Origin of the sequence: Desulfosporosinus youngiae DSM 17734 (assembly GCF_000244895.1) — a bacterium.
Classification (GTDB): Bacteria; Bacillota; Desulfitobacteriia; order Desulfitobacteriales; family Desulfitobacteriaceae; genus Desulfosporosinus; species Desulfosporosinus youngiae.
Window position 1 is genome coordinate 4,443,544 of the sequence record NZ_CM001441.1, and the last position, 21,779, is coordinate 4,465,322.

The 21,779-nt window shown below is 45.5% G+C and carries 19 protein-coding genes, 1 pseudogene and 2 other annotated features (1 of these 22 running past the window's edge); of the genes and pseudogenes, 1 reads left to right on the forward strand and 19 read right to left on the reverse strand.

The window, feature by feature from the left end:
- Nucleotides 1–113 (reverse strand) — a binding site (T-box leader); it reaches 171 nt to the left of the window's first position.
- A gap of 212 nt (nt 114–325) precedes the next feature.
- The gene (locus DESYODRAFT_RS20550) at nt 326–2,044 is read left to right on the forward strand and encodes an IS1634 family transposase (RefSeq protein ID WP_007786042.1); all 1,719 of its coding nucleotides are present in this window, start codon (nt 326–328) and stop codon (nt 2,042–2,044) included.
- Nucleotides 2,045–2,378: 334 nt separating this feature from the next.
- On the opposite strand, the gene DESYODRAFT_RS20555 is transcribed toward DESYODRAFT_RS20550, so the two are convergent.
- The 19 genes and pseudogenes from DESYODRAFT_RS20555 to queC all read right to left on the reverse strand — a co-directional run bounded on the left by DESYODRAFT_RS20555 (nt 2,379) and on the right by queC (nt 21,731).
- Nucleotides 2,379–3,821 carry an NADH-quinone oxidoreductase subunit N gene (locus DESYODRAFT_RS20555; RefSeq protein ID WP_007786043.1) on the reverse strand — a complete coding sequence of 481 codons (1,443 nt, stop codon included), beginning with the start codon at nt 3,819–3,821 and terminating at the stop codon, nt 2,379–2,381.
- Nucleotides 3,821–5,368: a complex I subunit 4 family protein gene (locus DESYODRAFT_RS20560; protein ID WP_007786044.1), complete on the reverse strand. Its 1,548-nt coding sequence runs from the start codon at nt 5,366–5,368 to the stop codon at nt 3,821–3,823. Before DESYODRAFT_RS20560 ends, DESYODRAFT_RS20555 begins: the two co-directional genes overlap by 1 nt.
- A pseudogene (gene nuoL, locus DESYODRAFT_RS20565) lies at nt 5,368–7,312 on the reverse strand (NADH-quinone oxidoreductase subunit L). Before nuoL ends, DESYODRAFT_RS20560 begins: the two are co-directional and overlap by 1 nt.
- A gap of 21 nt (nt 7,313–7,333) precedes the next feature.
- The gene (nuoK, locus tag DESYODRAFT_RS20570; RefSeq protein ID WP_042339946.1) at nt 7,334–7,678 is read right to left on the reverse strand and encodes an NADH-quinone oxidoreductase subunit NuoK; all 345 of its coding nucleotides are present in this window, start codon (nt 7,676–7,678) and stop codon (nt 7,334–7,336) included.
- On the reverse strand, nt 7,678–8,181 hold the full coding sequence (locus DESYODRAFT_RS20575; protein WP_007786047.1) for an NADH-quinone oxidoreductase subunit J family protein: 504 nt from the start codon (nt 8,179–8,181) through the stop codon (nt 7,678–7,680). The genes nuoK and DESYODRAFT_RS20575 overlap by 1 nt, the downstream gene beginning before the upstream one ends.
- 2 nt (nt 8,182–8,183) lie before the next feature.
- The gene (locus tag DESYODRAFT_RS20580; RefSeq protein WP_007786049.1) at nt 8,184–8,597 is read right to left on the reverse strand and encodes a NuoI/complex I 23 kDa subunit family protein; all 414 of its coding nucleotides are present in this window, start codon (nt 8,595–8,597) and stop codon (nt 8,184–8,186) included.
- Nucleotides 8,598–8,601: 4 nt separating this feature from the next.
- On the reverse strand, nt 8,602–9,657 hold the full coding sequence (gene nuoH / locus DESYODRAFT_RS20585) for an NADH-quinone oxidoreductase subunit NuoH (RefSeq protein ID WP_007786050.1): 1,056 nt from the start codon (nt 9,655–9,657) through the stop codon (nt 8,602–8,604).
- A gap of 26 nt (nt 9,658–9,683) precedes the next feature.
- Nucleotides 9,684–10,787 carry an NADH-quinone oxidoreductase subunit D gene (locus DESYODRAFT_RS20590; protein WP_007786051.1) on the reverse strand — a complete coding sequence of 368 codons (1,104 nt, stop codon included), beginning with the start codon at nt 10,785–10,787 and terminating at the stop codon, nt 9,684–9,686.
- A gap of 13 nt (nt 10,788–10,800) precedes the next feature.
- Nucleotides 10,801–11,289, reverse strand: a complete 489-nt coding sequence (locus DESYODRAFT_RS20595) for an NADH-quinone oxidoreductase subunit C (RefSeq protein WP_007786052.1) — start codon at nt 11,287–11,289, stop codon at nt 10,801–10,803.
- Nucleotides 11,279–11,800, reverse strand: coding sequence for an NADH-quinone oxidoreductase subunit B (locus DESYODRAFT_RS20600; RefSeq protein WP_007786054.1), 522 nt, complete (start codon nt 11,798–11,800; stop codon nt 11,279–11,281). Before DESYODRAFT_RS20600 ends, DESYODRAFT_RS20595 begins: the two co-directional genes overlap by 11 nt.
- Nucleotides 11,791–12,147, reverse strand: coding sequence for an NADH-quinone oxidoreductase subunit A (locus DESYODRAFT_RS20605; RefSeq protein WP_007786056.1), 357 nt, complete (start codon nt 12,145–12,147; stop codon nt 11,791–11,793). The genes DESYODRAFT_RS20600 and DESYODRAFT_RS20605 overlap by 10 nt, the downstream gene beginning before the upstream one ends.
- 456 nt (nt 12,148–12,603) lie before the next feature.
- Nucleotides 12,604–13,146: a PadR family transcriptional regulator gene (locus tag DESYODRAFT_RS20610; RefSeq protein WP_007786057.1), complete on the reverse strand. Its 543-nt coding sequence runs from the start codon at nt 13,144–13,146 to the stop codon at nt 12,604–12,606.
- 37 nt (nt 13,147–13,183) lie between these two features.
- The gene (locus DESYODRAFT_RS20615) at nt 13,184–15,700 is read right to left on the reverse strand and encodes an FtsX-like permease family protein (RefSeq protein ID WP_007786058.1); all 2,517 of its coding nucleotides are present in this window, start codon (nt 15,698–15,700) and stop codon (nt 13,184–13,186) included.
- A gap of 7 nt (nt 15,701–15,707) precedes the next feature.
- A complete protein-coding gene (locus DESYODRAFT_RS20620; protein WP_007786060.1) occupies nt 15,708–16,520 on the reverse strand; it encodes an ABC transporter ATP-binding protein in 813 nt (270 codons plus the stop codon).
- Between the two features lie 240 nt (nt 16,521–16,760).
- Entirely contained in the window at nt 16,761–17,744 is a 984-nt protein-coding gene (locus DESYODRAFT_RS20625; RefSeq protein WP_007786061.1) for a branched-chain amino acid ABC transporter permease, read from the reverse strand.
- 32 nt (nt 17,745–17,776) lie between these two features.
- Complete coding sequence (locus tag DESYODRAFT_RS20630) at nt 17,777–18,652, reverse strand: branched-chain amino acid ABC transporter permease (protein ID WP_042338922.1); 876 nt, start codon at nt 18,650–18,652, stop codon at nt 17,777–17,779.
- A gap of 15 nt (nt 18,653–18,667) precedes the next feature.
- Entirely contained in the window at nt 18,668–19,858 is a 1,191-nt protein-coding gene (locus DESYODRAFT_RS20635; protein WP_042339950.1) for an ABC transporter substrate-binding protein, read from the reverse strand.
- Between the two features lie 120 nt (nt 19,859–19,978).
- Nucleotides 19,979–20,264: a binding site (T-box leader), on the reverse strand.
- 97 nt (nt 20,265–20,361) lie between these two features.
- The gene (locus DESYODRAFT_RS20640) at nt 20,362–20,934 is read right to left on the reverse strand and encodes a hypothetical protein (RefSeq protein ID WP_007786067.1); all 573 of its coding nucleotides are present in this window, start codon (nt 20,932–20,934) and stop codon (nt 20,362–20,364) included.
- Between the two features lie 134 nt (nt 20,935–21,068).
- Nucleotides 21,069–21,731 carry a 7-cyano-7-deazaguanine synthase QueC gene (gene queC / locus DESYODRAFT_RS20645; protein ID WP_007786069.1) on the reverse strand — a complete coding sequence of 221 codons (663 nt, stop codon included), beginning with the start codon at nt 21,729–21,731 and terminating at the stop codon, nt 21,069–21,071.
- Between the last annotated feature and the right edge of the window lie 48 nt (nt 21,732–21,779).

Consider the following 21,779-nt stretch of genomic DNA (forward strand, 5'->3'; position numbering starts at 1 on the left):
TGGTAGCTCAGGGGTGAACCTTCGACGGTTGATACTTTAGCAGCGCTTTCAGTCTATGACGCCGCCTCCCTGAAAAGACCGTTCCGTTTACTTTACCCCGTCATCACAAATAAAAATATAAATAATATAAATTTTATTTTACCAGTTTCTTCTTTTAAGGTCAATAGTTAGTGTTGAATCTTTCCGGGCCGGGTCTTTGACAGTTCACTCTAGACAAAAGTATTCTCAAGGCTTGAAATAGGCTAATTTTTTTGTCAATTTTCACATCTACGTATTGGGTACTTTTGAGTACTGTGTTATAATGTAAGGGATTGGAGGTTTTGATTTGAGACTAAAGATAACCAAATCAAAAAACGCATCTTCCCTTTATGTTATTCAATCTACTTACGAAAACAAAAAGCACTCTTCTAAAATTGTCGAAAAACTAGGAACTTATGATGAACTACAAAAAAAGTTAAATGGTGAAGATCCCATCGAATGGGCTAAAAAATATATTGAAGAATTGAACAAAAAAGAAAAAGAAAACAATCGCGAGGTCTTGATTAAATGTTTTCCCTCAAAGCTGATTTCTAAAGATGATCAACGTTCTTTTAATGGCGGCTATCTTTTTCTTCAGCATATCTATCACGAACTTAACCTTCACAAGGTTTCTGCAGCGATATCAAAAAAATATAGGTTCTCGTTTGATCTGAATGCTATCCTTTCACGCCTCCTTTACGGACGGATCCTTTTTCCTTCTTCCAAACTTGCTACCTATAAGCTTTCCTCAAAGTTCGTTGAACAAACTGACTTTGAATTGCAGCATGTGTACAGAGCACTTGAAGTCATTTCCAAAGAAATGGATTTCATTCAGTCGTCTCTTTATAGCAACAGCCTTAAAATTTCAAAGAGAAACACAGGTATTCTCTATTATGACTGTACCAATTACTTCTTTGAAATCGAACAAGCAGACGGCCTTAAACAGTATGGCGCTTCAAAAGAACACCGGCCCAACCCTATCATCCAAATGGGCCTGTTCATGGATGGAGACGGCATTCCTCTTGCTTTTAGTCTCAACAGCGGCAACACAAATGAACAAATTACGCTTAAACCCTTAGAGCAAAAAATACTTTCCGATTTCAAACTTTCCAAATTTGTTGTCTGTACCGATGCCGGGCTGGCTTCTGAAAACAACAGAAGGTTCAACAATGAAGGCGAACGCGCATTTATCACGACCCAATCCATTAAAAAACTAAAAAAGCATTTAAAAGAATGGGCTCTTGACCCAAGCGGCTGGCATCTTGCAGATCATGATAAACCTTATGATATCGCCCAACTTGACGAGGAAGCTAATAAAGACCAATGTTTCTTCAAAGAACGCTGGATTAAGGAAAACGGCCTAGAACAAAAACTTATTGTCACTTACTCCATCAAGTACAAAAATTATCAACGCCAAATTCGTCATTCACAAATCGAACGTGCTCAGAAATTACTCGATTCGAATCCGACGAAACTTTCAAAAAGCCATCAGAACGACTATAAACGTTTTATTAAGAAAACCAGCTGTACGTCGGATGGCGAAATTGCTGACAATGAACTCTATGCATTAAATAACGAAACCATCGTTGCCGAAGAGGCCTATGACGGATTTTATGCCGTTTGCACTAATCTCGAAGGAAGTGCTCAGAAAACCATCCGGATTAACCAGCGACGTTGGGAGATTGAAGAATGTTTCCGTATTATGAAAAGCGAGTTTAAAGCCCGCCCTGTGTACTTAAGCCGCGAAGATAGAATTAAAGCACATTTTACTACCTGCTTTATCTCACTCATCATTTATCGATTATTGGAAAAGAAACTAGGCAATAAGTTTACATGCAGTGAAGTCATCAATGGATTGAGAGAAATGAATTTCTATGAGATCAAGAGCGAGGGGTATATACCGACTTACACAAGAACTGATTTTACAGATTCACTGCATGAGATTTTTGGTTTCCGAACAGATTACGAGATTATTAAAAAAGCAGAGATGAAAAAACTTTTTAATCCGACTAAAAAAATTAAATAAATTACTCACTTTTTAAGAATATGAAAAAAGCTTGAACGCCTTGTAAATACAGGACATCCAAGCTTTTTATAGTTCTTAAACTGTCAAAGATGAGATTTTACCAGTTTCTTCTTTTAAGGTCAATAGTTAGTGTTGAATCTTTCCGGGCCTGCTGTATGATCGTAAGATCACTCTTACGATCATACGCACTGAAACAGTTTAAAGAACACCGGGCGATACGATAGTATTGACTTGGAAATTACTAATTATTAACGTTTATATCACTTCCACTATATACCGTGCTATAAGCAAGATAAAGGAACAATAGTCTCAGAACGATACTTAAATCAACTTATTAGAACAAGCTTTGCGCTGCGGCAATGGCCATCTTAGCCAGCGGAGTCGGATAAAGACCAATGGCAATGGTTATTAACATGGTAAATACCATCGTAAACTTCGCAGCCCCATGGACTGGAACCTCAGGTAAGCCCTCGCCATCAGCAAGGAACATCACCTTAACCACCGACAGATAATAATAGACGGAAATCATGCTCATGACGAACCCGATATAAGCAATAGCCACATATCCTTGATCCATCGCTGCTGAGAAGAGATAGAACTTCCCTACGAATCCGGCAAGCGGCGGAATTCCGGCTAAAGACAGCAGCGATGCCGTCATGACAACCGTTGACAAGGGAGATCGGTGCCACAATCCGGCCAGATCCCTGATTTCACTGCTGTCCTGCTTCTCTGCCACAAGCGTCGCTACGGCAAAGGCTCCCATATTGGCGAAGACATAGATCATCGCGTAGAAAAGAACCCCTTTGATACCCGCTGCCGATTCAGCAATGATACCTACCATTAAATAACCGGCTTGAGCAATACTGGAAAACGCCAACAGACGTTTGATGTTGGTTTGAGGAATAGCGGCCAAGTTTCCAACAATCATGGTGATCGCCGCCAAAACAAGGAGAAGGGTTTGTCCCGTCGCCGTAAAGGCTTGGCTATTCATGGTCAAGAGGTAAACCCGGATCAGCACGGCAAAGGCTGCTGCTTTGGAGGCGATCGCCAGGAAGGCTGTGACCGGTGTCGGTGCCCCTTCATAGATATCCGGTCCCCAAAGATGGAACGGAACCAGGGAAATCTTAAAGCCCAATCCGGCCAGCAGGAAAACCGTCGCCAGGAAGCTTGCGGGGGTAAAGGTGCCGCCCAGCCTGCCGGCAATTTCTATAAGCTGAGTTGATCCGGTCAGTCCGTAAATCAGGCTGATGCCGTAGAGTAAGATGGCTGATGATGTAGCACCCAGTACCAGGTACTTAATTCCAGCTTCTGAAGAACGCGGATCATCGGCCAGATAGGCCACCAGAATATAGAAGGAAATCGTCATCAGCTCCAGGCCCACATACATGGTAATCAGTTCGCCCGACCCGGCCATGAGCATCATTCCCAAGGTTGCCGCTAAGAGCAGGGCATAGAATTCCCCGCGATGTTTCGGCAATTTCTGCACATACCCGCCTGAAGAGAGCACCACGAGCAGGGCAGCCGACAGGAAGAGCACTTTGAAATAGACGGCAAACTGATCGTGCATATACAATCCGCCTAAAAAGGCTGCTTCCGGACCACAGAAAAAGTCATACAAGGTATAAGCAAGAACGCCTAATAAGGAGAAAACCGTGAGCGGCATCATGCCTTTCCGAGCGCCGGCTGGAATCAGTAGTCCAATGGCCAACAGAATCAAGGACAGCAGAGCTAAAGCTATTTCAGGTGCCAGCACTGTAGTGATATTGAACTCTACCATTAGAACAACCCTCCCATCTTCGCCTGACTCACCGTCTCAAGGACCTTGGCAAGGCCTGAGGAGGTAACTCCGGTATCAATCATACCCAGTAAAAGGTTCGGGAATATTCCTGCAGCAAAGATCACGACAGTGAATAATACCAGCGGAACTAGTTCAGGTCCGCGAATATCCGTCAGATGATCCCATTCGGAACGGCGCGGCCCGAAGAGAACGTTGGCGATCGTCCGTAAAATATAGACGGCTGTAAAGATTATCCCGGCAATTCCCAGCACGGTGTGGACCGGCAATACCTTAATGGCTCCCATAAAAATCGTGAATTCCGCAATGAAGTTGACGGTTCCCGGCAAGCCCAGGGAAGCCATACCTGCAATCACGAATCCGATGGCCAAGCGCGGCACCTGATGGGCCAGTCCGCCCAGATCGGCGATATTGCGGGTATGAGTCTTCTCGTAGATAAAACCGATCATGGAGAAGAACAGCGCTGCCATGACACCGTGGGCAAACATCATGGCCACGGCACCGGTTGCTGCGGTGGGCGTCAAGGCTGCGACGGCGATGATTACATACCCCATATGGCTGACGGAGGAATATCCCACGACATATTTGAGGTCTTTCTGAGCCAGGGCGATGAACGCGGCATAAAGCACACTGACAACGGCCAGAGTCGCAATGTACGGAGCCCAGAATTTTGCTCCGATGGGCAGGACATAGATTCCTAAACGGATTAAGCCATAGCCCCCGATTTTCTTCAGGACACCCGCGTGAATCATACTGACCGCCGTAGGCGCGCCGGCATATCCGTCCGGTGACCAGGAGTGGAAGGGGAACATGGAAATCAGAGATCCGAATCCGATGATCATTAAGGCAAAGGCGACCTTTTGGAAAGCGGGGCTGTAGAGGTCTTGCCTTGCTGCCAGCTGATCAAACATAAAGGTCGGGTTGCCATTGGCACCGGCTGCCAGGTAGAGAGCCACCATTCCGACCAGCAGGAAGGCTGATCCGATCAGCAGGTAAATGGTCAGCTTCATGGCTGCGTATTCTTTGGTAACCCGTTTGGTGCTGCCCCAGATGATCACCATGATATAGATGGGAATGACCACGATTTCATAGAAGAGGAAGAAGATAAACAGATCCCGGGCAATAAAGGTTCCCATAACCCCGGCAATCAGAATCAGCAGTAAAATGAAGAATTCTTTAACCCGCTTATCTATATTCCAGGAAGCATAGATCGAAGCGAAACCGATGAGGTTGGTCAGCAGAAGCATGGGTAAGCTTAAGCCGTCAACACCCAGGGCTAAGTTGACGCCAAGATCGGGAACCCAGGGAATGGTCAGGGTATACTGCATTCCGCCCAGTGCCCATTGATAGTTAAAGAAGGCGTAAAGGGAGAAGGCTAAGGAGACAAACATCCCCATGGCTGCCACTAGTTTTATGGTTTTGGTCTCTTCTTTGGGCAAGAAGACGATCAGCAGCATGGCCGCTAAGGGTGCCAGTATGGTGAAGGGCAGCAGCATGGACAGTGAACCCACTGTTGGTAGTGCAGACATTATTTCACACCTCCCAGCGTCGCTAAGGGGTTAAGCGCTGTCAGCTGACCTTCCCCGAAGGCGAAGACCATGAATATAGCGACGACCGCGATAAAGAAGACCATAGCATAGGTTTGTAGTTGTCCTGTATTGGTCCGGCGAAGAACTTTACCGCTGCCCCGTGTCATTAAAGCAAGCCCGTTAACCACGCCGTCAACGATATAGATGTCAAACCAGTAGAGAACTTTTGCCATTCCATCCATGATGTGATGGATCAGCCAGAGATAGATCTCGTCGATATAATATTGTTTTTGAGCAGCTTATACACGCCTGAGAAGCGTGCCGCTACATGATCCGCCGAGATAAGGTGCTTGACGTAGGTGACATAAGCCAAACCGATACCGATCAGTCCCGCGAGAACGGAAATTCCGGCCAGGAACCAGTCGATTGCTTCATGATGATGGACTCCATAGTGAACATAGTAAGCAAAGTTATGCTCCGGTAAGGCTACAAATCCGCCAAATACACTAAAGAAGGCCAGAATCATCAGGGGAATGGTCATGCTCCAGGGCGACTCATGGGGATGGTTTTCCGGCTTTTCCGGCCCCATAAAGACGACAAAGAACAATCTTGACATATAGAAGGCTGTTAAGAAGGCCGTAAACAGACCTACTGCATAAATAATGGGATGACCGTTATGCAAGGCGTTGGCCAGAATTTCGTCTTTCGACCAGAAGCCTGCAAAGGGCGGCATTCCGGAGATGGCTAATACGCCGATGAAAAAGGTCCAGCCTGTGATCGGCATCTTTTCCAAAGCCCGCCCATATCCCAAATGTCTTGCTTATGATGCATGGCATAGATGACAGAACCGGCACCTAAGAACATTAACGCTTTGAAAAAGGCATGGGTCATTAAATGGAACATGGATCCCGAGTAGGAACCGACACCGAGGGCAAACATCATATAGCCCAGCTGGCTTAAGGTAGAGTAGGCCAAAATCCGCTTGATGTCGTCTTGAGCGATGGCAATGGATGCCGCAAAGATGGCCGTAAACGCTCCTAAACCTGCAATAAACTGTAAGGCCATCGGGGAGGCGTGATCAAAGAGAAAATACATTCGCGCCACTAAATACACACCGGCAACAACCATGGTTGCAGCATGGATCAAGGCACTAACCGGTGTAGGGCCTTCCATAGCGTCCGGGAGCCAGACGTGAAGGGGAAACTGTCCGGATTTCCCGATGGGGCCCATAAAGACAAGGAACGCCATGATGGTCACATAGCCTGCCGTGCCGATGATTGCGACGTCTTGGATGTTGGTATTCAAGACCGCAGAGAGTGCCGCAAAGTCGAGGGTTCCAAATTTCGTATAGAGGAACAGCATCCCCAGCAGTAAGCCAAAGTCTCCGACACGAGTGGTAATGAAGGCTTTCTTGGCGGCTTCCCGGGCAGATACTTTAAAGAACCAGAATCCAATTAAGAGATAGGAACATAAGCCGACCAATTCCCAGAAAATAAAGAGTTGCAATAGATTGGTTGCCAGAACCATACCCAGCATCGAGGATGCAAACAAGGATTGGTATGCATAGTAACGGGAAAATCCTTCATCTCCATGCATATATCCTAAGGAGTAGATTTGCACCATTGAGGCCACCAGGGTAACAACAAACAACATCATGGCACTTAAGGGATCGACAATGGTTCCAAAATCGATCTGCAGTCCCACAATATTCAGCCAATTCACATTGACGATCGCTGGATGTTCCACAATTTTTTCACCCGCTTGAATAACGCCTAAGCCTATAGCAATGGCCAGGCCGAGCGCGGTAAGAATAGCGAGAATCGACACTGTGGAAGACAGTCGTTTGGATCGTTTCGTGATAAAGGCGATGATTAGAAACGACAAGAAGGGCAAAGCGGGAATTAACCATGCCCACTGAAAGAGATCATGCATTTCCTTGAACACCTACCTTCTCCATAGTCTCTCTTACCACTTTAACCAATTTAATTCGTCCACGTTGGTTGACCGGCGATTACGATAAATGGTAATAATCAAAGCCAGTCCAACGGCTACTTCAGCAGCTGCGATGACAATTACGAATATGGCTGCCACATGCCCGGTCAGCAAGTAGTGCACATCAATCTTCTGGTTCCAAAGGAAGCGATTGAAGGCCACAAAGTTGATATTGACGGCATTAAGCATCAGCTCAATGGACATGAGCAAGGCAATAATATTTCTCTTGGCAAAGACTCCGTACAGCCCCAAACAAAAGAGCATGGCGCCAACTAAGAGATAGGTAGAAAGCCCAACACTTAAATTACTCAAATTCATCATTTGCTTTCTTTCACTCCCTTCGCCAGGATTACGGCTCCAATTAAGGCAACGGTAAGCAAAACAGCTGAAGCTTCAAAGGGAATCATAAATTGGGAGAGTAAGAGTAATGACATGTCTTCAGCCGACCCTCCGCCTGTCCACGGTGTCGGTAACACCCGCCAGTCCGCATTGGTGAGAACGACCAGCGCAATCATGGCAAACACGGACACAGCTACCAGCGCACCTACCATCCAACGACGGTTTTCCGGACTGCTTTCCCGAACATCACCCCGCAGGGTTAACATGACTGCAAAGACAACCATGACGGCCACCGCGCCTGTATAAATCAGCAGTTGTACAGCCGCCAAAAAATCCGCATTCATCAGAATGTAAAGGACCGCAACCCCTGCAAAGGAAAGTGCCAGATAGAAAGCGCTATGCACGATGTTCTTTGATGTAACGACACCCCATGCAGCAGCAATCGCCAATATGGCAAATACAAAGAAAACGATAGTGCTCACGCTTAATCCTCCTTCCTGCTTGACCTGTTCGTTTGCCTAGAACGCGCCATCATATCCCAGATTAATTCTTCACGGTGGTAGACCGCATTTTCATAAACCTGGCAGAGTTTAAGTGCTTTGGTTGGGCAGGCTTCCGTACATAATCCACACAAAAGACAGCGGCCCATGTTCATTTCGTAAGTCTTTAATACTTTTTTATTCTTCTCATCCTTTTCGCTGGTTAGACTAATAACCTGATTCGGACAAGCGTGGACACAAAGCCCGCAAGCAATACACTTCTCGGGTTCAAGAACCATAGAACTCCTTGTACGAGAAGGAAGAACCGGCTTTACTTCAGGATAATATTCCGTGAGATTGGGACCGTAGAGACGTTTAATCGTAATACTCAAGCCTTTTAATAAACCTTTGCCAAACACTCTTTTACCCTCCCATCCGCATAATGAGCAAATCATAAACATAAATGCCCAAACCCGTTAAGAAAATATTCACCAACGTTAACGGAAGCAAGATCTTCCAGGCAAAATGCATAAGGTGATCAATTCTCATTCGAACGAAGGTCCAGCGAACCCACATCATCAAGAAAATTACCAGCCAGATTTTGAGAATAAACCACAACCAGCCCGGCAAAAATTCAGGACCGTGCCAACCGCCCAGGAACATCGAAACAGCGATTGCCGAGGTGGCGACCACATTACCATATTCAGCCAGCATGAACAGTCCCCATCTAAGTCCGGAGTACTCCGTGAAAGGTCCGGCAACGATCTCCTGCTCCCCTTGAATATGATCAAAAGGAGCCCTGTTAGTCTCAGCAATCCCGGCTATCAGAAAAATTACAAAGGCCAAAGGCTGCAGGTAAATAAAGGGAATCGTTTTCTGAGCATCAATGATGGAGGATAGATTAAAGGTCTGCGTAATCATGACAACACCAAGCAAAGAAAAGAGCAAGGGAATTTCATAACTTATCATTTGAGCTACCGCTCGCAGTCCGCCAAGTAAGGAGTATTTATTATTAGACGCCCAGCCGGCCATTAACATCGCTAACGTAGACAGTGACGAAACCGCAAAAAAGTAAAATATACCCAGATCCAGATCAATAGCCACCATTCCTTCTCCGAAGGGAATTATCCCAAAGACCATCAAGGTAATCCCTACCAGCATCATGGGAGCCATTTTAAAGAGGAATTTATCCACATTAACAGGTGTAATATCTTCCTTACCCAACATTTTGACCGCATCGGCAATAAATTGGAACCAGCCGTGTGGCCCCAGTCGATTAGGGCCTGATCTCTGTGATACCCAGTGGGCAAATTTGCGTTCCACCAAACTAAGAAACAAAGCTGCCACGACCATAATTAAGAAGAGCACAATAAAAGCAATAATATTAATGGTCAAGTCAGCCCCAAACGAGTGGGAATCGGCAAAAAGTCCACGGATGGCAGCCGCAATATTGACAAACAGTTTATTTAAAGCGTCCATCTTCTTCTCCCCTCATTGAATCGTTCTTACTTGTCAACTTCACCTAAAACAAGATCCATAGATGCGAAAATAGTCACAAGATCTTGTATCTTCCAGCCGGTAACAATATCCGGCAGCATTTGAACATTAACAAATGCGCCGGTACGAATGCGAACCCGAGCCGGCTTCGTCGTCCCATTACTGACAATGTACCAGCCCATTTCTCCCTTAGGGTTCTCAACTCGATGGTAAACCTTGCCGGCCGGCGGCTTAATCACCTTGGAAACCTTGGCCATCACAGGCCCGGCTGGGATTTCTTTAAAGGCCTGTTGGATAATCTTTTTGCTCTCTTGAATCTCCAGCAGCCGAATAAAGTGCCGGTCATAGGTATCACAGCCATACAACACCGGGATATTGAAATCAAACCTGTCGTAAATGCCGTAAGGTTCAGCTTTGCGCACATCATACTGTACTCCGGAAGCTCGTAGATTCGCTCCGGTTATAAGCAGATTTTCTGCCCATTCCTTAGGGAGAATGCCGACACTTTTCATGCGTGACTGGGCAATTTCATTACCGAAAAAGATACCGTAGTACTCCTCAATCATCTCCGGCATATCTTCCAGAAAGCTCTTAAGGGCAGGCATAAATTCGTCAGGAACATCCTGACTGACCCCGCCGATTCGAAAGTAATTCGGGGTCATACGATTACCCGCCGTCATCTCAAAAAGGTCGAGAATCCGCTCGCGGTCACGAAAACAATAACTCCAGGGAGTCCAGCCGCTAATATCTAAAGACCCACTCGCAATCATAACTAAGTGGCTTGCAATCCGTCCCAATTCCGCGAAAATTATCCGGAGGTACTCAGCACGTTCCGGCACTTCTATGTTCATCAATTTTTCAACTGCCTGGACGTAACCAAGACTGTTATGCGGGCCTGCAAGATAATCTAAGCGGTCGGTGTATGGAACAAACTGGTTATAGGTCCGGCTTTCCGCCATTTTTTCCAGCCCACGGTGGAGATACCCAATTTTAGGTTCAATTTTGGTAACAACTTCTCCATCCAAATGGACCACCATGCGAAACACGCCATGGGTACTCGGATGTTGGGGGCCCATGTTTATGGCGTACTCTTGAGTTCCTTCAATCATCATAGTTTCCCCACCTCTATTCCCCTTCTTTTCTTACTCGCATAACAGCACGCTGTTCATAACTCTCGGTAACATAATCTTTCCGCAGTGGATACCCATCAAAATCATCCCACATATAGATACGCTTTAAATTAGGATGTCCTCTAAACTGTATACCGAACATATCGAAGGCCTCACGCTCTAAAAAGTCCGCTCCCTTCCAAATGTGGGTAGCCGAATCAAGCACAGGATTGTCCCGTTCAACTCTGGCTACAATTCGTAAACGCTGAGGACCGCGAAGACTGGATAATTGATAAACAACTTCGAGGTGATCCTCCAAATCCATTCCACATAAGTCATGCAAGAAATCGCACGGGGCATCCGCAAAATTCTTAGCTTCTGTTAACGCTATTATTGAATATCCGCCGTCAACGGTTAATTCGAGTTCACCAAGGCTCTCTGCAACCTCTCCGTTAACCCTAGCTGCTAACTCCCCCACTCGAACCTTCAAAATATCATTTGCCATACTTAATTAACCTCGCCTTAGCAGGATTTTGGATCTTCTGTTTTAGCTGCAACATTCCAAAAATCAAGGATTCCGGCCGGGGAGGGCATCCCGGTATATAGACATCAATTGGAATTATACTATCCGCCCCCGGTACCACCGCATAAGAATCTGCAAACGGCCCCCCCGAGCAAGCACAATTGCCCATAGCGATAGCCCATTTTGGCTCCGGCATTTGATCATAGATACGCCGTGCCACCGGTGCCATTTTCCTCGTCAAAGTTCCCGCCACAATCATCAAATCAGCTTGTCTCGGAGAGGCTTGGAACACTTCATAACCGAAACGGGATAAATCATAGCGTGGATTTCCTGTTGATGCCATCTCAATAGCACAACAAGCCAGGCCGAAAGAATTAGGCCAAAAAGAATGTACCCGCCCCCAATTCAAGAACTTTTCAATGCTGCTAAGCAAAATGTTTTTTTCAGCCGAAGCCTCAGCGTCGCGCAACGCTTTCTCTATTTTTACATCCAATTTAAAGCACCTTCTTTCCAGGCGTACCAAAAACCGACGATAAGAATAATCATAAAAATAAACATTTCAATAAAAGCAAATGTTCCTAGTCTCCGGAACGTTAATGCCCAAGGATACAAAAAAATCACTTCCACATCAAAGGCGGCGAAGACAATCGCATATAAAAAGTAGTTGCTCTTGAATCCTATCCAGGCCTTACCAATTGGCTCATTACCGCATTCATAGGTTTTTAATTTCTCCTTATGCGGTTTATGGGGTGCCAACAGATGAACTACAGTCATAACGACGATTGGTAAAACTACTGCAAACACGAGCAATAATCCCACCGCAGCAAAGTTGTCTGACATTTTTCTCCCCCTTTCGCTTTAACTTCAACGTTAGTTGAATGAGTTCGCTTCCATTCGCGTTAAGGTTGTGACATAGTTCATATCATCTAACCTTATTTCCTCCTTCCTTTATATCTACCTTAAAACTGATATTAATTTGCTAATATCAGTCTCGGCGCTTGAGTTATTCATAAATTATGATTAAAACCATAGTTGCACACTTTCAAACATATAGCTAAAAGTATATATATAGCTATTAGTATATACGTAAAAAATATTGACTACAATTAATAGATAATTTGTAAACTTGTAAAATATCCTATTATATTGCATAAACTGCCAGGACATATTAATTAATTCCTAAATTCACGGCATAAAATGGGAAAACGACAAGGGACATTTGTTATAAAAAAACTTCGGCCCCCCTTCTCCAATTGGATAGGGGGACCGAAGGAAACTTACTCAAAAGAAAAGCATTTACGTCTTGGCGTACTCAAGGATCTTAGCCTCTACATGGTTCAGCCACCGGACATCGGCTTCCGCGTGAAACAATGCCGCATCCGTGAGCAGATCAGTCATCATATTCTCCCGGTTAATGCCGTCTTTGGCCAGACGGTACTTAGTTTTAGTCAGTTCTCTCATTTGCTCCATGTATATTTGAGTCTGTCGCTCAATGAGACGAAGGGCTAGCTCCGGATTCTCCCTGCTAATGAACAATAGTTTGATAAACAGTTCATCTCGCAAAGGCCTGGGTTTGGTAGCCGGTTCCTGGAGCCAACGCTCTAACTCCTGGACCCCTTTTGGGCTGGTATTGTACACTTTCTTGTCCGGCCGGGAATCTTGCTCTTCTTCAGTACCACTAACGTAACCCTCCTTTTCCAGCCTGTCCAGTGTCGTGTATATTTGTCCGTAATTAAGGTTCCAAAAGTTCCCTATCCGTTCATCGAAAATACTTTTAAGTTCATATCCATGGCGTGGGGCTTCTTTTAAGATACCTAAGATGGCGTGTTTAACCGGCATTCCTAACTACTCTCCTTAGCTTTCTGTTTATTCGTTTTTACTCAGAACGCAACGCTTTGACTGGGTCAATCTTTGAGGCCAACCAGGCTGGATACAATGCACTCAGGCCAACTGCCAAGGCCATGGCGACAGCGATGCCGAAATTTTCAACCCAAGGGATAGTTACCTCCAAGACCCACCCGTTCACGTTTTTATCAAACATTATGCCCGCCATCTGAATACTAGCTGCCACTGGAATGGCTAGTAGAATTCCGGCTATGAATAAAGACCCTACTTCAATCATCAACATACCTTTAATTTGCCCGCGTGTAAGCCCCACAGACCGGAGAGCACCGATTTCACGGCCCCTCTCCAGTACTGAAATCAGCATAGAATTGGCAGTCCCCACTGCTGCCACCAGAAGGATCACGATAATCATCAAGTTGAAAATATCGCATAAACTTCTGTTTAACTCAATCATGCTTTCCCTGAATTCTGAAGCTAAGGTTACCTGCACCTGAAAGTCACTTTTAAGATTTGCTTCCAACCGATCCCGTACTAAGGCAGGTGGCACGCCCGGTTCTACGGCTAAGTAGATATGATCAATAGAGTTGTCACCCCAATACCGGGTATAGTCTTGGCGGTTCATATACACACTGCCATTATAGCTATAGAAATCTTTCGTTATGGCAACAACCGGAAACTCGATAGTACCGGCAGGAGTAGGAATCTCCAGATTTTCTCCTATGTGCACGCCATATTTTAAAGCCATTGATTGAGAAACCCAGATAGTTCCTCCTCGTTCAATGGCATCCCAGGCTTCATCCTTCCCAGGCTCAAGCACAGGGGGCTTGGTTAATTGGCGGCTAACTGAGGAATCGTACAGTTGAAGATCAATAGGATTGCCGCGCCATTGAATACCGGTGGTACGTAATCCGCCGGCGACTTTTACCCCGTCCACCTTACTGACCCGTTCCAGCAGCTCTTCAGGTAAACCTACTTGATTACTGGAGAAGGTCTGTAGTCCCTGGGTAATTACAATGTCTGACGAAATTACGGCATTAACCCAGTTGGAAAATGTCTGATTAACACTGGCGAGTATTCCCAAAAAGCCGAACGCCACAGCTAACCCCAGAAGTATTGGCATCCCGGTCGACACCGCGCGTCTTGGATTACACCGGAAGGAGCTTAACCCCAGACGGCCAGTTAAACCAAAGAACGTTTCAGCTGCGGGTTCCAACTTCTGTAAAGCTATAATCAAAAAAGGCGGCATCAAGACGGCTGCCCCAATCACAATACCGGATAACGCGGCTTGGAATAATAAGGACATGTTATTCACATAGATCAGAATCAACCCTGACAAAAGACTCAGTATGGCACCGGCCGCGACCCGCCAGCGAGCGTAACCGAGTTCTATTTTAGAGTATCGGCTATTCATAGCCTCGATCGGAGCGATATCGGCGGTCTTCCAGGCAGGCAGCCAGGCGGAGATAATACATGTCAACACGCCGGTCAGCCAGATTATGGCGTAATCAGTCGCTGCCAAACGAATGCGGGGAATAGAAATCTTGAACACTTCAAGAAGAGTATCGCTCACTGTGCTCAGCAACCCTTGAGCCAAGTAGGTTCCTAAGAAGAGCCCCAGAGTGCTGCCGGTCACACCAATTAGGATAGCCTGGGTAATGATTAATTTGTAAATTTCCCAACGTCGCCAGCCTAAGGCACGCAGGATGCCAAGTTGACTGCGTTGTTCGGATGCCGAGACTCTCATGGAGTTATACATGACATACAAAGCCAGGAACAATCCCATAAACCCATAGACATTATTAAGGCTCTTAAGGAAAACCAGCATTTTGTCATCATTCCCACTCCGACTCATGGGAGTGAGCACTTCGACGCTATTACCCAAGCTCTCCTGTAAGGCTTTTTGCACCGCCAGTGTATTGTCCGGGTTTTGTAGGACAACGCTTATGTGTGATAGTTTGCCCTCCAGCCCGAAAGCTTTTTGAGCCGTAGTCATGGGCATAAAGACCACTGCGCTGCTACTGGTCTTGGCCACTGCGCTGGCTTCCAAGATCCCAACCAAGCTAAATTCCTGCATGCCCTGCAGGGTCTGGATTCGCCAGCTATCCCCTACTTGCCCTTGCGTACCCCACAACAATTCCTCTGGTACGGCTATTTCCCGCTGACCCTCTTCTGGCATCCGACCTTGCATTAACCGGTAAGTTCGGATCTTTACATCTTCTCCGGGTACAATGCCCATAATCGTGGCAAATCCCGACAATTCTTTAACTTGCGTGGAGCTCTGTACGAAGGGAACTGCCGATTGTACCCCGGCAGTCTTTTGTACTGCAGCCAATAAAGAATCACTTATACCACCCAGAGGAGCTTTTACCTCCAAATGGGCTTTGCCCCCTAGTAAACCGGATAACTCTTCACTCGCATAATCAATACTACTATTCAAACCCTGCAAAGCAACTAAAGCCGCTATAGCTACCGCCACACTCAGCGTGGTTAGAATTGCCCGCAATTTACGACGCCAAAAATAGGCCAGGGCCAACTTTATACTTAACACAAATCTCTCACCTCGCCGCCGGATCGAGGATTCGTCCGTCTTTCAGGGTGATCAGAGTGTGACCATAAGCGGCAACCATGGGGTCATGGGTGGCTATGATGACTGTAACTCCCAGATCCTCAGTTATTTCTTTCAATATAAACAGCATCTGATCCCCGGTTTTAGAATCTAAGTTACCGGTAGGTTCATCAGCCAGAATAAGGGAAGGGTGGTGAATGAGAGCGCGTATGATGGCTATCCTTTGCATCTGTCCCCCTGATAATTCTGTCGGATAGTGTTTACGTCGACTTTCGAGACCCACTCGCTTTAGCCAGTCACTTACTTTTGGTTGCCAAGCTGAGCGGGGCTGGCCGGCCATAAGTAAAGGCAAAGCGGCATTCTCCTCAGCACTTAAGGTAGGGATCAGATTGAATAGCTGAAAGACAAACCCGATTTCCCTTCTCCGAAAAAGGGTCAGCTGATTATCCTTCCAACCGGAAATTGACCGCCCGTTAAGAAAAATATCTCCTTGAGTGGGCTTATCTAATCCTGCTACCAAATTTAACAACGTAGACTTACCCGACCCACTTGCCCCCATAACTGCCAGGAATTCGCCTGTTTTCACTTCTATACTCACTTTATCCAAGGCTGTTACCCGCTCCTGACCCTGAGTGAATTGTTTAGTTACTTGAACTAACCTAACCTCACATCCTCCGATTTGGTTTTTTCCTGCTGATTCCCTACCTTTTTCTACTGTCATTTCCACCATAGCTGCATCCCCTCCCCCTGTAGCTAAAAGTATATATGATGCTAAAAGTATATCCAAAGGAAGTGCAAACATCAATAGCCGCCTTCCAATAATTGCAAGGAACTATATGCCCTAGAAACCATCTGTAAACGAACAACCAAACCCATTCGTACTATAAGTATATTTAGTAAGTGCTCAAAACAAAGTAAACTCGTTTGCTAAAGCTTCCTATAGACAATAGCAGAATGTGGAGACACCCACTTCTATAGAAGTAAATGTCTCCACATTGTTAAAGGAATTCCCTCAGGAAGCATTCGCTAATCCCCTTTTAGCCTATTTAACACCCGTTTTCAGTTCCTTTCTGAGTGGCAGTCTGAAATATTGAGTGATACTGCTCAGTCCTTTAGGCTGAAAAATCATGAGTCCGACTAGGATAATTCCATAAATAATAATCTGATACTCACCGCCCGCCCCCGGTATCAATATGGGTACAATTTCACGCAGCAGTTCGTTTATGGCAACCACCACAGCCGCGCCAATCACAGGCCCCCAAAAAGTACCCAAGCCGCCGATGACCGCCATCAGGACAAATTGGACCGACGTATGAAAACTGAACGGAGAGGGACTGATGAAGGTCACGAAGAAAGCATATAATCCTCCGGCAAGACCCGCTAACAAGGCACTGAAGATAAACGCCTGGAGTTTGAGCCGGGCACAATCAATCCCGGCATTTTCCGCCGCATACTCGCTTTCCCGAATTGAGCAGAGCGCCCGGCCGGTCCGGGAATGGACCAGATTATAGATCCCGATTAGCAGCAGCAGCACTAATATCCAAACAAGTATATAGAATTTAAGATCATTGTCAAAACTGAAGCCGCCGATCGAAAGATCAGGGATTCCACTGATTCCTGAAGGCCCACCCGTCAGTTCCCCTCCCTCATTGAAGAAAATATGCACTAAAATACCAAAGCTCAGGGTTGCTAAGGCCAGATAAAGTTCGCGCAGCTTAAGGGTTTGCCGGCCGATAAGAAGGGCAATCATTCCCGGAAGTATTACCGAGGCCAAAAGCGCTAGCAGCGAAGGCCAATTAAATTGGGTGGTCAATATTGCCGCCGAATATCCACCTAACCCAAAAAAAGCTGCATGCCCAAAAGAAACCTGACCGGCATATCCCATTAAAATCCCTAAACCTTGGACAATAATCGCATAAAGACCGATAATGACAAGGGTACTGTACAGGTAGTTACTGTCGATTATCAGAGGAATTAAGAGGAGCAGCATTAAGAAGATCAAGCCTCTGTGATTTTTCAGTTTCATTGTTTCACCTCTCATCTAAGCTGTTTAGCAACTTATATCTTGCGTTCTCTTATTGCCCCAATAATTCCCTCAGGCCGAAACAAAAGAACTGCCAGCAAAATAATCATGGAGATAGCATCTTTTAACCCCGAAGAAATAAGTCCGGAACTGAAGGACTCCAAAAGCCCCAGGAGAATCCCACCTATAACTGCACCGCCAACATTGCTCAAACCGCCGATTGTGGCAGCCACAAAACCCTTGACTCCCAGCATAAACCCCATATCATAGGTTACCATGGTAATCGGACCGATGCTTACCCCGGCTGCTGCCCCCAACCCTCCTGCTCCAACAAAGGCCAAAAAGGAGATAGTATTTAAGTTTATGCCTTGCAGCCTCGCTCCGGTTTGGTTATAAACGGAAGCTTTGACAGCTTTACCCCAGAAGGTATGCTCAAAAAAACCATATAACCCGGCGAGGGTAATCCCAACTAAGGCAAAAATCCAGATACTCTGAGGATTTAGGGAAGCACCTCCCAGGAGTATGGGCCCGCCTTTAAAAAAGGCGGGCAGGGAATAAGTTTCGGTTCCCCAAATCAGGAGGGCTAATCCCCGCAAAGCAATGGAAAGGCCGATCGTAATTATCAGCATGCTTAGACTGCTGGCGCCTCGCGCTCTGTAGATTGCCACTCGTTCCAGCAACCCTCCCAGGATAGCGACCAAGATCACTGAAACTATAAAAATTACGGGCATGGGCATCCCGGTTCCCTGTAAACTGACGGCCAGCAAAGCCCCGATCACGACAAACTCGCCCTGAGCCAGGTTCAATATGCCCGTAACATTAAAGGTTGTAACTAAGGTTAGCGCAATAATGGAGTAGATGCTTCCCAAGGTCAATCCGGTGAATAATAGCTGCAATAGTTGTTCTCCCATCAATAAAACACCCCATTATTCTATAAGCTTCCATTTTCCTTGATCGACCTGTACCAAAACAGCAGAATCTTCCTTCAGACCATTATGATCCTGGGCAGTCATGTTAAACACTCCTGAAATACCGACAAATTCCTGGGTCTTTTCCAGCTCATCCCGGATCGCAGCCCGATCGGGGCCAGCCTTCTCTAAGGCATTTACTAACAAACTAAACGCATCCCAGGCATACCCCCCAAAGGAATTAGGCTCAGTGTTGTATTTGTTGGTATAGTCGGCGATATAGCTTTCCAGTACTTTTTTCTGAGGGTCATTATCTTGAATTTGCTGTGCAACGGAAAGTTTACCGATTGGCAAGATAACACCATCCGCTGCGCCCTGAGCGAGTTCAATGAATTTTTGATTGCCTACTCCATGGCTGTGAATCAGCGGGATGGAAAGACCTACATCTTTGAAATTTTTGGTCAGAATTGAGGCGGAGGGAGGTATCGCCCAAACAATTGCGGCTTGTGCCCCGCTCATTTTTACGTTGGTTAACTGGGCTGTCATATCCTTGTCATTGGCATCAAATTTTTCTTCCGCGACAATCTTAATCCCGCTATCCTTTACTGCTTCAGAGATCGCTTTCTTCCCATTGTCGCCGTAGGAATTATTCATATACAAAAAAGCTACGTTATTTAACTGATTGTTCTTAAGATAGCTAATAATCTTATTGATCATTACAATATCGCTTTGGGCAGTTTTATACACCCATTGCCGTTCATTGCTTGGCTCAACAATGCTGCTGGCGGCAGCCAGAGAAATCATAGGAACCTTTTCACTTTGAACGGTTTTAATCATCGCCATGGATGTTCCGCTCGAACTGGCGCCTAGAATGGCCAGCACATCTTTCTCGATCAATGTTTTAACCGCCAAAACCCCTTCTGTCTCATCACTTTTGTTATCCATGATCATTAATTCAACAGGATGTCCGGTTATCCCGCCATTGGCGTTCAGCTTCTCAACCATCATTAACAAGGTGTCCCGTTCGGGAACCCCCAGAGAAGAGGAATTGCCGCTGATATCTAACACCGCACCAATCTTATAGGGTTCTTTTCCTGTTGTATTAACTTGGGCCTCCTTGGAAGGGCTGCAGGCACTGATTAGTAAGCTGAATACCAACAAAAGAACAATCCCCAGTTTACCTTTTAATCCCCTTATCATCTTTTTCATAAACATTTATCACTCCTCAAGTTTTTATTTCAACAACGGTTCATCACGTATACGGTCCGCTTTCCCCCTCTCACCTTCGGTTTGCAAAATCAGGACAAAAAAATAAACACATCTCATCCCTCAAGGGACGAAAAGTGTTTTTTCGCGGTACCACCCAGATTGGGTCTATAAAAAGACCCCTCCTCATTTCAAAGTACGGGAATAATAATATTTTCCAATATCTATTCCTTATACCCCCTTCCTTTTAACGGTGGAAGTCTCCGACCAAACCTACTTACCCTTGGGTTTCAGTCTGGCAGCTCAGAGGTGAACCTTCGACGGTTGATACTTTAACAGCGCTTTCAGTCTATGACGCCGCCTCCCTGGAAAGATCGTTCCGTTTACTTTACCCCGTCATCACAATTAGATGATTAAGTTATTGGGTGGATTCTATCAGGTTTTTCCTCCCAGGTCAATAAGAAGTTTTGTGGTTTCTTAAATTCTCAGACCCAAATCATCTCGCTTTAATGTAACGTCGTTTCGATCATTGTATCAATTACCGGGTATTGATGAAATTCTTGATTGCCTTCTTCGGAGGTTTTTAGAGTTGGAGATAAATAGTCATTAGCCGGTTCTATATCAAACAAGGAATCGTCCCCAAGTTTAGTAATAGCAATTCCACAGATCAGCCCATAGATTCCGTTAATCACGACATAAGACAAATTGCTGACGGCATTGATAGGTTTCATTTTATTCCAGGGCAAGTAAGCCTGGAGCAGCATTAACGAAGCTCCATGAGTGATTCCGGAAATTAATCCCTTTAAAGCATAGAAATCCCGACCGGTTTTTGTGATTAGGCTTGAGATAAGCCCCGCCCCCAAAATGCTCGCAATGCCATTCATAATGAATCCGAAGGCTTGTCCGCTTTTAGATCTTGCACCAAACTTGCTGTTAACAAACAATCCTGCTGCGGTGTGCCGGTACGAACGACTTGAGTACCCTAATTTCAGTGATACTCTGTCAAGAAACGTAACTCCCAGTAAACCCAATAAACCTGTGACTACCGTCAAGACATATCTATCCTTAATTTTTCGCATTCAATTGAGCCTCCTTATTTTCAACTCCTTTTTGTATCGTTTGATTTTCAACTTAGATCTATACTAGGAAATTTAAACAATAAAGCGTTCCTTACTCACTTTGATCGTGAGAAAAGAACGCTTAATCATTTCTGTTATAGATTGTGTGTAGCTTTCTTTTGCAAATATTTTTCTAACCCGGCACTTCGAAGCTTGCAAGCCGGACATTCACCACACCCCACACCCATAATACCGTTATAACAGGTTAAGGTGTTTTTCTGGATGTACTCCAATTTTCCCAATTGATCCGCCAATTCCCAAGTATCCGCTTTATCGATCCACATCAGAGGTGTATCAATGACAAAAGTATAATCCATGGCTAAATTCAAGGTCACATTTAAGGACTTTATGAATATATCACGGCAATCCGGGTAGCCGCTAAAGTCAGTCTCACAAACACCCGTAACAATGTGGCGGATACCTTTTTGTTTTGCCGAGACCGCCGCAAAAGACAGGAATAACAAGTTACGTCCATCTACAAAGGTGTTGGGAAGCTGTCCATTATCGCCGGATTTAATTTCAAGATCATTTCTGGTTAGTGCATTAGGTGCTAACTGATTAAGCAGGCTCATATCCAGAACCAAATGGGGTATATGTAACTCCTTGGCAATTTTACTCGCACAATCAATCTCTGCCCTATGCCTTTGATTATAATTGAAGGTGATTGCTTCTACTTTTTCGAAGTTCTCCATCGCCCAAAACAGGCATGTGGTACTATCTTGTCCGCCACTAAAGACCACTAATGCTGACCGATTCACTGTTATTTCCTCCTACCTGGCTAACATAATTCTCTATAGGGATATTTT